This is a genomic window from Sphingomonas sp. (assembly GCF_039594485.1).
GTDB lineage: Bacteria > Pseudomonadota > Alphaproteobacteria > Sphingomonadales > Sphingomonadaceae > Sphingomonas.
The window spans coordinates 34203-48398 of the sequence record NZ_JBCNNI010000023.1 but is presented as its reverse complement, the minus strand read 5'-3'; the positions used below and the strand labels follow the sequence as shown (position 1 = coordinate 48398).

Genomic DNA, 14196 nt, shown 5'->3' with positions numbered 1-14196 from the left:
GGTTTCGACGTGAACGAAGACCGCAAGAATTTCGTCGTGTTCGCGGTGATCGCGGCGCTGATCCTGTTCGGATGGCCGCTCATCCAGAACAAGTTCTTCCCGAGCAACCCGCCCGCGACGAAGATCGTCGATGGCAAGCAGGTGCCGGTGGTCAATTCCACCGCCAACCCGACCGCGACGACGCCGTCGGCGATTCGCGATCGCCGCATCGTGCTGGCCGAGACCCCGCGCGTGGCGATCGACACGCCGCGCCTGAAGGGCTCGATCAACCTGAAGGGCGCGCGGATCGATGACCTCGTCCTGCTCGATTACAAGGAAACGGTGGCGAAGGACTCGACCCCGATCCGCCTGTTGTCGCCGGCGGGTGCCGAGGGTGCCTATTTTGCCGGGTTCGGCTGGCGCACCGACGGGCTGAACCCGCCCGCCGCCGATGCGGTCTGGACCGCCAGCGCGCCTGTGCTGCGCCCCGGCCAGCCGGTCACGCTGAGCGCCGCCAACACAACGGGCCAGCAGTTCCGCATCACCCTGTCGGTCGACAAGGATTACATGTTCACCGTCCAGCAGACGGTGGCCAATGGTGGCAGCGCGGCCGTGCCGGTCGCGGCCTATGGCTATGTCAATCGCGGCATCTCGGCCGACCCGGACACATGGACGATCCATGTCGGCCCGATGTCGGTCAATGACGGCACCGCACATTACGGCCCCAATTGGAAGGATCTGGACAAGGCCCCCACCCGCTTCACCACCACGGGCGGCTGGCTGGGCTTTACCGACAAATACTGGCTGGCGACGCTGATCCCCGATCAGTCCAAGGCCTTTGACGGCCAGTTCCGCGCCGGGGCGGGCCAGACCTATCAGGCCGATTACACCCTCCAGCCGCAGACGCTGGCACCCGGCAAGCAGTTGACCCAGACCACCCGCTTCTTCGCGGGCGCCAAGGAAGTCGCGCTGCTCGACCGCTATACCGACAAGGAAGGCGCGACGAAGCTCGACTACGCGCTCGACTGGGGCTATCTGCGCGTTCTCGAAAAGCCGATCTTCTATTATCTCGACTGGCTGTTCCGTCTGGTCGGCAATTTCGGCGTCGCGATCATCCTGCTGACCGTCACCATCCGCGCGCTGATGTTCCCGATCGCACAGCGCCAGTTCGCCTCGATGGCGGCGATGCGCGCGGTGCAGCCCAAGATGAAGGCGCTGCAGGAACGCCACAAGGACGACAAGGTCCGCATGCAGCAGGAGGTCATGGCCCTCTACAAGCAGGAGAAGGTCAATCCGCTGGCGGGCTGTCTGCCGACGCTGATCCAGATTCCGATCTTCTATGCGCTGTACAAGGTGCTGATGCTGACGATCGAGATGCGGCATCAGCCCTTCGTGCTGTGGATCAAGGACCTGTCCGCGCCCGATCCGCTGACCCCGGTCAACCTGTTCGGTCTGCTGCCCTTCATGCCGCCGCACTTCATCGCGATCGGCGTGGTGCCGATCCTGCTGGGCATCTCGATGTACTTCCAGTTCAAGATGAACCCGCAGCCGATGGACGACGCGCAGAAGCAGGTCTTCGCGATCCTGCCCTGGGTGCTGATGTTCGTGATGGCACCGTTCGCGGTCGGCCTGCAGGTCTACTGGATCACGACCAACTGCATCTCGATCCTGCAGCAGCGCCTGCTCTACGCCCGCCATCCGGGCCTGAAGCAGCCGGTCGCCAAGTGAGCGAGCTTCCCAGCCCTCCCGCCCCCTCGGACGAGCCCCAGGGCTTTTCCGAGGAACTGGTCGAATCGGCGCGCAAGCTGTTCGCCGGGCCGGTCAGCTTCCTGAAGTCCGCGCCCGCGCTGAAATTCCTGCCCGACCCGATCGTGCCGGAAGTCGCGGTGGCGGGCCGGTCGAACGTCGGCAAGTCGTCGCTGCTCAACGCGATGACCAACCGCAACGGCCTGGCCCGCACCTCCAATACGCCAGGGCGGACGCAGGAGTTGAACTTCTTCGACGTGGGCACCCCGCCCACGTTGCGGCTGGTCGACATGCCCGGCTATGGCTTTGCCAAGGCCCCCAAGGACATGGTCAAGCAGTGGCGTTTCCTGGTGAACGACTTCCTGCGCGGTCGCCAGGCGCTGAAGCGCGCGCTGGTGCTGATCGATTCGCGCCACGGCATCAAGGACGTCGATCGCGAAATCCTGGAGATGCTCGACCGCGCGGCGGTCAGCTACCGGATCGTCCTGACCAAGGCGGACAAGGTGAAGGCAAGCGAACTCGCCACCGTGGTGGAGCGGACGCAAGCCGAAGCGCGCAAGCGGGCGGCGGCCCATCCCGACATTCTCGCCACCTCCAGCGAGGGCGGCATGGGCATTCCCGAACTGCGGGCGGCCGTGCTGGAAGCGATCGGCTGATCCCCCTTCCCGCCGCGACATCACGGCCCATCCGGTTCCCCGGATGGGCCTTTTTTGTGCGGTTGCTAGGCTCGCCAGGGGGCGTTACCCCTGACGCCATGAAGCTCATCATCGGTAACAAGGCCTATTCCTCCTGGTCGCTGCGCGGCTGGCTTGCCTGCCGGCAATCCGGCCTTCCGTTTGAGGAGGTGGTCGTGCCGCTCTACGACGCCGACTGGGACAAACGGCGCGAAGGGGCCGAGTTCGCCCCCTCCTCCGGCAAGGTGCCGATCCTGTGGGACGGCGACGCGGTCGTGTGGGACAGCCTGGCGATCATCGACTATCTCGCCGACAAAGTGGGCCGCGACCGCTTCTGGCCCGCCGACGATGCCGCGCGTGCGATGGCGCGGTCGATGGCGGCCGAGATGCATTCCAGCTTCGTCGCGCTGCGTCGCAAGCACAGCATGAATATCCGCCAGGTCTATCCCGCTCAGACCCCGGACGAGGACGTGATCGTCGATCTCCAGCGGATCATGGAATTATGGGCCCAGGCACGGGCGCGCTTCGGTGGCGAGGGCGATTTCCTGTTCGGCGCGTTCGGCGCGGCGGACATCATGTTCGCCCCGGTCGTCACCCGGATCGTCACCTATCAACTGCCCGTCGCGCGCTTTGCCGTGCCCTATATGGACGCGGTGCTCCGCCATCCCTTCATGCAGGACTGGATCGCCGCTGCGCAGGAGGAGGAATGGGTGATCGAGCGGTTCGAACAGCCGGTCGCGTAGGCCAATCCGCTCCCCCTGGCGATCTTCGTCGCACGGAACGGACCGAGGGCCTTGAGCTCAGCGTGCCTCGAACAGCAGCAGTCGCCCGCCTGCCTTGCGGCCCTTATGGTCGGGATCGTTCGTCGCATCACTCCTGCTACGCCCGGCACGAACGAGGCCGGCCGGCCCTGGGGGCCGTCATCGCGCTCAATCGGCCGATTGCCGATCGACCGCACCCCGCCTATGCCGCGCGTCATGATCGACGTCCTCGCCCTCGCCCAAGCCCTGATCCGCACCGACAGCGTGACCCCCGCCATGGGCAGCGTGTTCGATGTGCTGGACGCCGCGCTGACCCCGCTGGGCTTCACGGTCGACCGCTTTGTCGCGGGTGAGGCACCGGACGGGCCGGTCGAGAACCTGCTCGCCACGCGCGGCGGCACGGGCCCCCACCTGGCCTTTGCGGGCCATGTCGATGTCGTGCCCGCTGGCGAAGGGTGGCAGGGGTCGCCCTTCTCCGGCGATGTCCGCGATGGCCTGCTCTTCGGGCGCGGCGCGGTCGATATGAAGGGCGCGGTCGCCGCCTTCGTCGCGGCGATCCCGGCCGAGCCGACCATTCCCCTGTCGCTGATCATCACCGGCGATGAAGAAGGCCCCGCCATTTACGGCACCCGCGCGCTGATCGACCGGATGGCCGAGCGCGGCGTCGCGCCCGACCTGTGCCTGGTCGGTGAGCCGACCTCGACCCAGAGGCTGGGCGACATGATGAAGATCGGGCGACGGGGCTCGGTCAATATCTGGATCACCGTCCCGGGGCGGCAGGGGCATGTCGCCTATCCGCACCTTGCCGACAATCCGATCACGCCGCTGATCGCGATCCTCGCGGAGATCGAGGGGATCACGCTCGACACCGGCAATGCCTGGTTTCAACCGTCCAATATCGAGATCACCGACCTGCATGTCGGCAATCCGGCGCACAACGTCATTCCGGGATCGGCCCAAGCGCGTCTGTCGATCCGGTTCAATGACGAACAGAGCAGCGAGGCGCTGATCGAGCGGATTGCGGCGATCGCGCAATCCCATGCCCCCGCCGCGCAGGTGACGGGCCGCATCTCGGGAGAGGCGTTCCTGACCCAGCCGGGCGCATTCTCGACCCTGATCGCCGAGGCCATCCACGCCGAGACGGGGATCGCGCCGGAGCTATCGACCACCGGCGGCACCTCTGACGCGCGGTTCCTGTCGAAGCTGTGCCCGACGGTCGAGTTCGGGCTGCTCAATGCAACGATGCACAAGGTGGACGAGGCCGTGGCGGTCGAAGACCTTTACACGCTGACCCGCATCTATGCCGGGATCATCGCTCGCGCGGACGCCTGAACACGATATAGAGCGCGCCCTGCCCGCCGTGGCGCGGATGGGCGTTCCGAATCGCCGCGATCGCATCGGCATGGCGCGACGCGCCCAGCCAGTCGCTGATCGCCGCGCGGATCGCACCACGCGCATGGGGACGCTCGCTTTCGGGGCGCGGTGGCTTGCCCGTCACCAGCAGGAGCACACGGTCGCCCCGCGCGATCGCACGCCCCAGCCCCTGATCGAGCAAGGCATGGGCGGACGACAGCGTGTGACCATGCAGATCGAGCGAACTGTCGGGCATCACGCTGCCTCGTGACAGCCTCTTGTCCCACCCGCCGTCCAGCGTTTCGCCGGGGCCCTTCTTGGGCGTGGCGGGCGGCGGAACGGGCTGACGCAACGGCGGGACCCGGCCCTTCACCCGGACCTTGGGCGCGCCGGGCGTTTCGTGGAACACCGCCTCCATGGTCGGTGGCGGCGTCGCGGGGCGAGCGGGAACGATCGCGGCGCGCAGAGGCCGCACCGTCTCCATCACCCGCACCCAGAGTTGCGCCTCGTCAGGGTTGAGGGATCGCACCGGTCGCCCCGCCAGAAGCCACGACCCCGGCACGTGCAAGCGTACCGACCGGCAGCAGCAGGAAGGCCGTACCCCGCGCCGACATGCCGCCCGCCACCGCCCGCGCGGTCTCCCCTGCGCCCCAGAAGGTGTCGAAGCGGTTGGAGCCCTTGATCGCCCCGCCGGTGTCCTGCACGACCCACAGGCCGGTCACGTCCTGCCGGTCCATCGACAGGAAGACGGGCGCGCCGAGCGGCACGAATTTGGGATCGGCCGCCGCGCTGACCTGGCCCGTCACCGCATAGCCCATCGCACCCTGCGGTGCCCCGCTCAGTTCGCGGAAGAAGACGAAGCTCTTGTTCTCGCGCATGATCGCCCGGCCCTCTTCGGGATGGTCGTGCAGCCATTGCACGATCCCCTGCATCGAGGTCTGGCCCGGTCCCAGCAGCCCGCGCGCCTTCATCAGCGCACCGATGCCCGTATAATCCCGGCCATTCTGGCTGTCATAGCCGATCCGCATGATCGTGCCGTCAGGCTGGCGCAGCCGCCCCGAGCCCTGGATTTGCAGAAAGAACACCTCGACCGGGTCGGCACCCCAGGCGAGGACCGGCGCACGCCCCTCCAGCGAACCCTGCTCGATCGCGGTGCGGTCGTCATAGGGGACAAGGTTGCTGCCCTGTACCTTGCCGCGCACCTTCTTGCCCTTCAGATCGGTGGAGAAGGCCCCCAGATCGACATCGATGAGGTCGCGCGGACGGGCATAGATCGGCACGTCATAGCCCGAACGATGCTCGCGCGACCCGGCGATCTCCGGCTCGTAATAGCCGGTGGCAAGCGAACGGCCATCGCCGACCTGCACCGCCTCGAAATAACGGGCGAAGAAGTCGCGGGCGCCGCCGCGCGGAATGCTGGGGGCCGCCTGGCAGGCAGGTTGCCAGTCCGCCCCTTGCGTCAACCCGCTGCCGTCCGTGCGCCGCATCAATCCGGGGCAGGACAACAGGAACGCCACCCGCGCGGCCTCCGCCTGCGGTTCGGTGATCGGCAGCGAGGCGACAGGCGGCCCGGCCAGCACCCCGGCCTGCGCGGCGGTGGCCGCACCGGCCACGGGAACGACCGGGGTCGCGGGCATCGGCGTCGCCCCGACGATCCGCACCGGGCCCTCGGGCACGCGCGAAAGGCCGGGTCTGCCGCCAGGTTGCACCACCACCGCACCGGGGCGCGGACGCGGTTCGTGGCGGACGGGCTCATGCGGCCTGCGTGACGGCGTTTCCACCGACCCGCCACCGGGCGGCACGATATGTCCGGCGCAAGCCGATACGGCGAGCGAAAGCGCGACCAGCGTCGCGGCGCGATACCCCCTCATCGCGGGACTGTCCGTCAGGCTTCGTCGGTGTCGACGAGCTTCCAGTTCGGATCGCCGCTCTTGAGCGTCCGGGCGAAGGTCCAGACGTCATGCGTCTCGACCGCATCGCTCAACGAACCGGCGATCACCTGCCCCTCGGCGTCGCGGGTCACGGCCGCGATATCGGCATCAAAGCGGACGGTGATCCGCGCCTGTCGGCCCTCCACCTGGGCATCGACGATCCGCGCACTGTCGACCCGGATCAACCGGTTGTCGAGCGTCTGCCCCGCCTCACGCCGTTGCGCGATCGCCTCAGCGAAGGCGGCCAGCACGTCCCGTTCGACCAGATCGGCAAGTGCGTCCTCGTCCCCCTTCCAAAAGGCTTCGAGGGTCATGCGATAGGCCGCCTGCGCACCGCCCAGAAACTGGTTCACGTCGAAACCCGGCTCGCCCGAAATCACCGCCCGCAGCCCCTGTTCGGCGCGCGGATCGATATTGCGGTTCATCACCGGGGCGGCCGCCTGTGCGGGTTCGGGCGCACGCGGCAGCGTGATCGGCAGCGGCCGATCGTCCGCGCTGCGCGGCAATGGCTGCTCGTGTCCCGTCCGCTTCCCCAGCACGCTGTAGAGCCGGAGCGCCAGGAAGAGCGCGACCATCGCGAGGAGAACGACGTAGAATAACAACACAGGCGCCTTTCACTATCAGGGCCGATATAGGCGCATGGGGCGACAATGAAAACCCGCGCTCCCGACAGAAGAGGGCAAGGTTGAATCCGTGCCTGCCCGCTGCTACGCGCAACGGCCATTGGGCCGAACGCGCGAACCCGCCCTTTCGGTTCCCTATTCCCCTTGATCTCACGCAAGAAGGTATCGACGATGGACGAACAGGGTTTGCCGCAGGGCTTCGAAGCGCCGACCGCCGAGGGCGAGGATGCGGGCCCCGCAGCCGGTCTGATCTCGCAATATGTAAAGGACCTGTCGTTCGAGAATCCGAACGCGCCCGCCATCTATCAGGCGCAGACCGCACCCGGCATCGACGTGCAGTTCAACATCTCCGCCACCCAGGTCGGTGAGGAAGTCCACGAACTGACGTTGAAGATCGAGGTTCGTGCCGAATCCGAGGGCAAGACCGCGTTCATCGTGGACCTCAGCTATGCCGGGCTCTTCGGCTTCCGCAACGTGCCGGTCGATCAGATCCAGCCCTTCATGCTGGGCGAAGCGCCGCGCCTGCTCTTCCCCTTCGCCCGCCGCGTGCTGGCGGATGCGGTGCGCGACGGCGGCTTCCCGCCGCTGATGCTGGAGCCGATCGACTTCGCGCAGCTCTATCTGCAGCAGGCGGATGCGCAGGCTGGCGCGCAGCCCAATACCCCGGAAACCGGCCACGCCTGATCCGGTCTGATCGATGAACCTGACCAAGGCGCTGGGCTCGGTCGGCGGGCTGACACTGGCCAGCCGCGTGCTTGGTCTGGTTCGCGACTCGCTGTTCTTCCGCTTCGTGGGCGCGAACTTCGCCTCCGATGCATTCCAGATCGCGTTTCGCCTGCCCAATCTGTTCCGCGCCCTCTTCGCCGAGGGCGCCTTTTCCGCCGCCTTCATCCCGATGTTCAACCGCAAGGTGGCCGAGGGCGACCAGGCGGCGGAAGGGTCGGGCCTGGCCCATGGCCTGGCCTTTGCCGAAAACGCCCTGTCGGTCCTGTTGCCCGTCCTGATCGTGATGACGATCCTGGTCGAACTGGCCGCCTGGCCCGTCACCTGGATCCAGACCTTCGGCTATGGCGACGGCACGACGGCGCAGTTCGATTACATCGTCCTGCTCAACCGGCTGACCTTCCCCTATCTGCTGTTCATCAGCCTGGTTTCGCTACTCGGCGGCATTCTCAATTCGCTGCAACGTTTCTGGGTGAACGCCGCCGCGCCGATCCTGCTCAACCTGACGCTGATTGCGGCCCTGCTGCTGTTCCACGACCATAATCCCCTGCCCACCGCCCGCAATCAGGCGATTGCGGTGTCGGTAGCGGGGGCGTTGCAACTGGTCTGGCTATGGTGGGCCTGTCGGCGCGCAGGCGTAAGGCTGCGGCTGAAACGCCCGACGATCAACGACGATGTGCGGCGGCTGTTGAAGCTGATCCTCCCGGCCGCCGCGGGTGCGGGCGCAGTGCAGGTCAATCTCGTCGTCTCGACCGCCTTGGCCGCGCGTTTCCTGCCCGCGGGATCGGTCTCGTACATCTATGCCGCCGACCGGCTGAACCAGTTGCCGCTGGGGCTGATCGGCATCGGCCTGGGCACCGTTCTGCTTCCCACCATCTCCCGCCTGCTGGGCGCGGGACGCGAGGCGGAGGCGATGGAGACGCAGAACCGGGGCATGGAACTGGCGCTGCTGCTCACCCTGCCCGCCACCGTCGCCCTGATCGTCTGCGGCCAGCCGATCGCCGCCGCGCTGTTCCAGCATGGCAAGTTCACCGCGACCAACAGCTTCTATACCGCACAGGCGCTGGCCGCCTTCTCGATCGGCCTGCCCAGCTATATCCTGGTCAAGGTGCTGACGCCCGGCTTCTATGCCCGGGCCGATACGCGGACGCCGGTGCGGTTCGCCACCTGGTCGATGGTGGTCAATCTGGTGCTGAACCTGATCCTGATCTGGCCGCTCCGGCATATGGGACCGCCGCTCGCCACCGCGATCGCCTCGACCGTCAATGTCGTACTGCTCTATCGTGCCCTGTCGCGGCGCGGGCATTTCGTCGCCGATGCGCAGCTTCGCCGCCGGAGCTGGCGGATGGGGCTCGCCGCCCTGCTGATGGGCGGGGCGATGGCGCTGCTCAATGCGCGGTTCCAGCCCTATGTCACCGGCTCGAACCTGGAGCGCTGGGGCGCGCTCATCATACTGGTCGCGACCGGCATGCTCGTCTATGCGATCGCCACCTTCGCGACCGGGGCATTCCGCGTCGCGGACATCAAGCGGCTCGTTCGCCGCAAATCTTGAGGACCATCATGCGCGTCGTTTCCGGCATCAAGCCCACGGGCAATCTTCACCTCGGCAACTATCTGGGCGCCGTGAAGCAGTGGGTGGCGATGCAGGACGACATCCAGGCCCAGGGCGGCGAGACGATGTACTTCATCGCCGACCTCCACGGCCTGACCGAATGGATCGCACCGGAGGCGATGGCCGCCAACACGATCGAGATGACCGCGACGCTGATCGCGGCGGGGATCGATCCCGAACGCTCGATCCTGTTCAACCAGACGCGCGTGCCCGCGCATAGCGAGCTGGGCTGGCTGCTGAACAATGTCGCGCGGGTCGGCTGGCTGAACCGCATGACCCAGTTCAAGGACAAGGCGGGCAAGAACCGCGAGGGCGCCAGTGTCGGGCTGTACGACTATCCGGTGCTGATGGCTGCCGACGTGCTGCTCTACAATGCGACGCACGTGCCCGTCGGCGAGGACCAGAAGCAGCATCTGGAACTGGCCCGCGACATCGCGACCAAGTTCAACAACGATTATGGCCGCGAACTCTTCACCCTGCCCGAGCCGCTGATCAGCAAGGCCGCACCGCGCATCATGAGCCTGCGCGACGGTGCATCCAAAATGTCCAAGTCCAACCCCTCGGAGATGTCGCTGGTCAAGCTGATCGACAGCGACGACATGATCGCCGAGAAGTTCCGCAAGGCCAAGACCGACCCCGACGTCCTGCCCGAGACGATGGACGGGCTGGAAGGACGCCCCGAGGCGCGCAACCTGATCACCATCTATGCCGCCATGTCGGACCGCGAACCCGCCGACGTGCTGGCCCAGTTCGCGGGCAAGGGCTTCGGCGCGTTCAAGCCGGAACTCGCGGATCTGGCGGTCGCCACGCTGGGGCCGATCCGCGAGCGGCTGACCCGGTTGCTCGACGATCGCGGCGAGGTCGGCCGCATTCTGGAGCGCGGCGCGGAAAAGGCCCGCGATCTGGCCGCCCCCCTGCTGCTCGATGTGCAGCGGACCATGGGCCTGCAAATCTGATGGCCCCCGGCCCCGTCACCCCGGTTCCTCGTCGGATCATGGTGATGGGGCCGCCCGGCAGCGGCAAGTCGACGCTGGCCCGGGCGCTGGGCGAACATCTGGGCTTGCGCGTCTGGCATGTGGATGCCCTGTTCCACGCCCCCGGCTGGACCATACGGGCAAGAGAGGACTTCATCGCCGACCTGACCGCGATTGCCGCGCGGCCCGAATGGGTGATCGACGGCAATTATTCGAACGAAAAATACGGCACGGCGATCCGCGACCGGCTGGCCCGTGCGGATCGGATCATCCTTCTCGATCTGCCCCGACGCGTGACGATCCCGCGCATCCTTCGGCGCATCGCCCGCCATTACGGGCAGAGCCGCCCCGATAGCGCACCCCAATGCCCGGAGCGGCTGGATTTCGGCTTTCTCGCCTTTTGCTGGAACTGGCGACGCGCGGTGCGACCGGACATTCTACAGCTATTGGAGGCGGCTGGCGGGCGGGTCATCCGCTATGGGCAGGCACCGGGACTGGATCGGGTGCTGGCCGATCTGGGCTGAGCCCTTTCCCCTGACAGGGCGCGCCTTACCCTTCCAGTTCCTTCATCAACACCCGCACGGCATTGTCGATATCCCGATCGGTATCGCGCAGTTCCTCGATCTTGCGCACCGCATAGATGACGGTCGAATGATCGCGACCACCAAACTTGCGCCCGATCTCGGGCAGCGAGCGGGTGGTCAGGCGCTTGGCGAGATACATGGCGATCTGGCGCGGGCGGGCAATCGCACGGGCTCGGCGTGCCGAAACCAGGTCGAGCGGCTTCAGCTCGAAATGGCGGCTCACCAGCTTCTGGATTTCATCGATCGTGATTCGCCGCTGGGCACCACGCAGCACCTCGCCCAGGGTCGCGACCGCGAATTCCAGGTCGATCTTGTCTCCGGTCAGCTGCGCATAGGCGACGACCCGGTTCAGCGCGCCTTCCAGCTCGCGGATATTGCCGCGAATCCGCGAGGCGAGCAGATCGAGCACGTCGGTCGGCACCTCGATCTCGGGGAGATCGGCGACCTTGCGGTTGAGGATGGTACGACGCAGGGTCAGGTCGGGCGCCTTGATATCGGCGACCAGACCGGCGCCAAGCCGACCGATGATCCGCGGCTCCACCCCATCGAGCGACTGGGGCGAACGATCGGCCGAGATGACCAGCCGCTTGCCCGCACCGACCAGCTCATTGACGGTGTGGAAGAATTCTTCCTGGGTCGAGTCCTTGCCCGCGATGAACTGAAGATCGTCGATCAGCAGCAAGTCGGCCGACCGCAGCCGCGACTTGAAGCTGAAGGTATCGCGCGCGCGCATCGCGGCGACGAAATCGAACATGAACCGCTCGGCCGACATGCACAGCACGACCGCATCGGGATGCGACTCGAGAAAGGCATGGGCGATGGCGTGCATCAGGTGGGTCTTGCCCTGCCCGGTGCCGCCATGGAGGAAGAGCGGACTGAAACGCGGCGGGCCCGGCTCGGCCAGCGACAATGCGGCGTTGAACGCGACGCGGTTCGACGAGTCGACCACGAACCGATCGAAGGTCAGACGCGGATCGAGCGGCGGGCGATCGCTGTGCACACGCGGCGCAGGCGCGGCGGCAACGGTCGGCGCGGCCTTCACCACGGGCCGGGGAGTCGCGGGAGCGGGAGAGACGGGCGCAGGCGCGGCACGCAGCGACCTGGGAGCAACGACCTCGGCGAAGAGCGACGGCTGTTCGTCATCCCCGACCGGCGCGGATGGTGCCTCGGCGGACCGCGCCGACGGAACCGGCTCCCGGGTCGGAGCCGCGCCGAACGTCTCCACAGAGGTCATCCGCGCGACCTTGGCGGGCGCGCGGGTCTCGATCACGACCGAACGAACCTCGGGCAGCACTGCCCGGAACTCCAGATGCAGCCGATCGGCATAATGGCTGCGCACCCAGTTGGTCGCGAAGGCGGAGGGGAGCGCGAGACGAACCGTGTCGGGCTCGTCGCCCTCGATCAGCTCCATTGGCTTCAGCCACTGGTCGAACAGGCGTGCGCCAGCCGACTCGCGCAGGTTCGCGCGGACGCGCGCCCAGGCACGGGCCTGGTCGGTCGTCGGTCGCGTTGCCTGCCAATTCGTCACACGCGCACTCCAATCATGCCGACCGCCGTTCAAGCGGACGAACCTCTGTTTCACTCGGCGACAAGATTCCCATGGGCGAATCAAACGGATTCGGCCCGGTCATGCCACTTCGCTATTTCCATGACGCGGGCACGAAGCACCGCTGCTGGGATACCGATTATGATCCATGGTGGGGTGCGATCAAGACCGTCTCCGGCCATAAATCTGAAATAAACCGGATTGACAGGCCAAAGGCCGCGGAATCCCGTCAAATTATCTCATAACCCACTGAAAAATAACGATATTACTTGAGATGCCACAATCATGGCAGAAAGCCGAATCACTCGAATCGCGGAAAGTCCTGAGGTTGCGCGAAACGCGACTTGGTTCCCCCAGGAACTACTCCTAAAAAGTGATCAACATCCGCCACACAGGCACGAAAAAACCCGCCGGGGCCGCCCCCGGCGGGTTACTTCGTCGCAAACCGAGAGGCTTAGGCCAGTGCGGCGATGCGCTTGGTCAGGCGCGAGAACTTGCGCGCGACCGTGTTCTTGTGCAGCACGCCCTTGGCGACGCCGCGGGCCATTTCCGGCTGCGCCGCGGCCAGAGCGACCGTCGCGCTTTCCTTGTCGCCCGCTGCCAGAGCGGCTTCGACCTTCTTCACGAAAGTACGGATGCGGCTGACGCGGTTGCCGTTGATGACGGCGCGACGCTCGTTGCGACGGATACGCTTTTTGGCCTGCGGCGTGTTCGCCATGAAAACCTCTAAATCTCGATCAAAAGGGATAGCGGCGCGACGCACCAGCTTTGAAGCCGCGCCCCTTAACGGGTGGCGCGCCGGACGTCAACTGCGCTGGCAGTTCGCGCACCAGAAAGTGGAACGTCCCGAATCGCTCCGCCGCCGGACGATCGCACCACATTCGCACGCCTCGCCCTCGCGACCATAGACCCGCCATTCCTTGGAGAAATAGCCCAGTTCGCCGTCGGGCCGCACATAATCGCGCAGGGACGATCCTCCCGCCAGGATCGCGGCCTCCAGCACCGCCCGGATCGCCGCCACCAACCGGACGAGTCGCGTCTTGGAAATCTGTCCGCCGGCACGGCCCGGCGTGATCTTCGCCATGTGCAGCGCCTCGCACACATAGATATTGCCGAGGCCCGCCACGACCCGCTGGTCGAGCAGCATCGCCTTGATCGGCGCGGTCCGCCCCTCCAGCGCGGCCGCCAGATAATCGGCGGTGAAGTCCGCCCCCAGCGGCTCGGGCCCCATGGCGAGGAAGGGAGGATAGGAGGCAAGATCCACCGTCGGCCAAAGATCGACAAAACCGAATCGCCGGGGATCGTTCAGCGCCAGTCGCCGCCCCGCCCCCGTCTCCAGGAGCAGATGGTCATGCGCCAGCGGTTCGCCGGGATCGATCCGCCAGCGCCCCGACATGCCGAGGTGGAAGACCATGGTGTCGCCGCGATCGGTATCGATCAGGCCGTATTTGGCCCGTCGCCCCAGCGCGGTCACGGTCGCCCCCGTCATCCGCTGGCGCAGATCCGCGGGGAACGGGCGGCGCAGATCGGCCCGACGCGGCTCGACCAGATCCAGGCGCTGGCCCGCCAGCACCGGCGTCAGGCCGCGCACGGTGGTTTCGACCTCGGGAAGTTCGGGCATCGTTCCTCGGAATGGCTTTCGTCACGCAAACAGCTAGGTAGCGTTTGCCCCGCCAGCAAGGCCGGGCTA

14 protein-coding genes are annotated in these 14196 nt (G+C 66.6%); 8 read left to right on the top strand and 6 right to left on the bottom strand.

All coding sequences use genetic code 11. The features are described 5' to 3' along the window. Positions 1-9 precede the first annotated feature (9 nt). The 4 genes from yidC to dapE all read left to right on the top strand — a co-directional run bounded on the left by yidC (position 10) and on the right by dapE (position 4492). Positions 10-1707 (top strand): membrane protein insertase YidC, encoded by a 1698-nt coding sequence (yidC, locus tag ABDV78_RS12585; protein WP_343527720.1) that lies wholly within the window; start codon positions 10-12, stop codon positions 1705-1707. Between the two features lie 56 nt (positions 1708-1763). After that, positions 1764-2381 (top strand): ribosome biogenesis GTP-binding protein YihA/YsxC, encoded by a 618-nt coding sequence (yihA, locus tag ABDV78_RS12580; protein WP_343527739.1) that lies wholly within the window; start codon positions 1764-1766, stop codon positions 2379-2381. Positions 2382-2479: 98 nt separating this feature from the next. After that, positions 2480-3142, top strand: coding sequence for a glutathione S-transferase family protein (locus tag ABDV78_RS12575; RefSeq protein ID WP_343527719.1), 663 nt, complete (start codon positions 2480-2482; stop codon positions 3140-3142). Positions 3143-3376: 234 nt separating this feature from the next. Continuing rightward, on the top strand, positions 3377-4492 hold the full coding sequence (gene dapE, locus ABDV78_RS12570; RefSeq protein WP_343527718.1) for a succinyl-diaminopimelate desuccinylase: 1116 nt from the start codon (positions 3377-3379) through the stop codon (positions 4490-4492). Here dapE and ABDV78_RS12565 read toward each other — a convergent pair. The 3 genes from ABDV78_RS12565 to ABDV78_RS12555 form a co-directional block, all read right to left on the bottom strand. After that, a complete protein-coding gene (locus tag ABDV78_RS12565) occupies positions 4470-4997 on the bottom strand; it encodes a Smr/MutS family protein (protein ID WP_343527738.1) in 528 nt (175 codons plus the stop codon). The genes dapE and ABDV78_RS12565 overlap by 23 nt on opposite strands. 25 nt (positions 4998-5022) lie before the next feature. After that, positions 5023-6150, bottom strand: coding sequence for a murein transglycosylase A (locus tag ABDV78_RS12560; protein ID WP_343527737.1), 1128 nt, complete (start codon positions 6148-6150; stop codon positions 5023-5025). A gap of 248 nt (positions 6151-6398) precedes the next feature. Further along, positions 6399-7046, bottom strand: coding sequence for a Tim44/TimA family putative adaptor protein (locus ABDV78_RS12555; protein ID WP_343527717.1), 648 nt, complete (start codon positions 7044-7046; stop codon positions 6399-6401). Positions 7047-7238: 192 nt separating this feature from the next. On the opposite strand from ABDV78_RS12555, the gene secB reads away from it, so the two are divergent. From secB to ABDV78_RS12535, 4 genes are read left to right on the top strand one after another with little or no spacing between them, the layout of a single operon-like run. After that, on the top strand, positions 7239-7751 hold the full coding sequence (gene secB, locus ABDV78_RS12550) for a protein-export chaperone SecB (protein ID WP_343527736.1): 513 nt from the start codon (positions 7239-7241) through the stop codon (positions 7749-7751). A gap of 13 nt (positions 7752-7764) precedes the next feature. Continuing rightward, positions 7765-9342, top strand: coding sequence for a murein biosynthesis integral membrane protein MurJ (gene murJ / locus ABDV78_RS12545; protein WP_343527716.1), 1578 nt, complete (start codon positions 7765-7767; stop codon positions 9340-9342). An 8-nt stretch (positions 9343-9350) separates the two neighbouring features. After that, positions 9351-10358, top strand: a complete 1008-nt coding sequence (trpS, locus tag ABDV78_RS12540) for a tryptophan--tRNA ligase (protein WP_343527714.1) — start codon at positions 9351-9353, stop codon at positions 10356-10358. After that, the gene (locus ABDV78_RS12535) at positions 10358-10900 is read left to right on the top strand and encodes an AAA family ATPase (protein WP_343527713.1); all 543 of its coding nucleotides are present in this window, start codon (positions 10358-10360) and stop codon (positions 10898-10900) included. The genes trpS and ABDV78_RS12535 overlap by 1 nt, the downstream gene beginning before the upstream one ends. 25 nt (positions 10901-10925) lie before the next feature. Here ABDV78_RS12535 and dnaA read toward each other — a convergent pair whose 3' ends face one another. From dnaA to mutM, 3 genes are all read right to left on the bottom strand, one after another. Then, entirely contained in the window at positions 10926-12488 is a 1563-nt protein-coding gene (gene dnaA / locus ABDV78_RS12530) for a chromosomal replication initiator protein DnaA (RefSeq protein ID WP_343527712.1), read from the bottom strand. 472 nt (positions 12489-12960) lie between these two features. Next, complete coding sequence (gene rpsT, locus ABDV78_RS12525; protein WP_219019355.1) at positions 12961-13224, bottom strand: 30S ribosomal protein S20; 264 nt, start codon at positions 13222-13224, stop codon at positions 12961-12963. 87 nt (positions 13225-13311) lie between these two features. Next, positions 13312-14127: a bifunctional DNA-formamidopyrimidine glycosylase/DNA-(apurinic or apyrimidinic site) lyase gene (gene mutM, locus ABDV78_RS12520; protein WP_343527711.1), complete on the bottom strand. Its 816-nt coding sequence runs from the start codon at positions 14125-14127 to the stop codon at positions 13312-13314. Positions 14128-14196: the final 69 nt, after the last annotated feature.

Bases quoted from the DNA above. Each gene is read 5' to 3' on its own strand.
- secB (WP_343527736.1), top strand. From the start codon at position 7,239: ATGGACGAACAGGGTTTGCCGCAGGGCTTCGAAGCGCCGACCGCCGAG.
- mutM (WP_343527711.1), bottom strand. From the start codon at position 14,127: ATGCCCGAACTTCCCGAGGTCGAAACCACCGTGCGCGGCCTGACGCCG.
- ABDV78_RS12560 (WP_343527737.1), bottom strand. From the start codon at position 6,150: ATGCCCGCGACCCCGGTCGTTCCCGTGGCCGGTGCGGCCACCGCCGCG.
- rpsT (WP_219019355.1), bottom strand. From the start codon at position 13,224: ATGGCGAACACGCCGCAGGCCAAAAAGCGTATCCGTCGCAACGAGCGT.
- ABDV78_RS12565 (WP_343527738.1), bottom strand. From the start codon at position 4,997: ATGGAGACGGTGCGGCCTCTGCGCGCCGCGATCGTTCCCGCTCGCCCC.
- ABDV78_RS12575 (WP_343527719.1), top strand. From the start codon at position 2,480: ATGAAGCTCATCATCGGTAACAAGGCCTATTCCTCCTGGTCGCTGCGC.
- ABDV78_RS12535 (WP_343527713.1), top strand. From the start codon at position 10,358: ATGGCCCCCGGCCCCGTCACCCCGGTTCCTCGTCGGATCATGGTGATG.
- murJ (WP_343527716.1), top strand. From the start codon at position 7,765: ATGAACCTGACCAAGGCGCTGGGCTCGGTCGGCGGGCTGACACTGGCC.
- dapE (WP_343527718.1), top strand. From the start codon at position 3,377: ATGATCGACGTCCTCGCCCTCGCCCAAGCCCTGATCCGCACCGACAGC.
- trpS (WP_343527714.1), top strand. From the start codon at position 9,351: ATGCGCGTCGTTTCCGGCATCAAGCCCACGGGCAATCTTCACCTCGGC.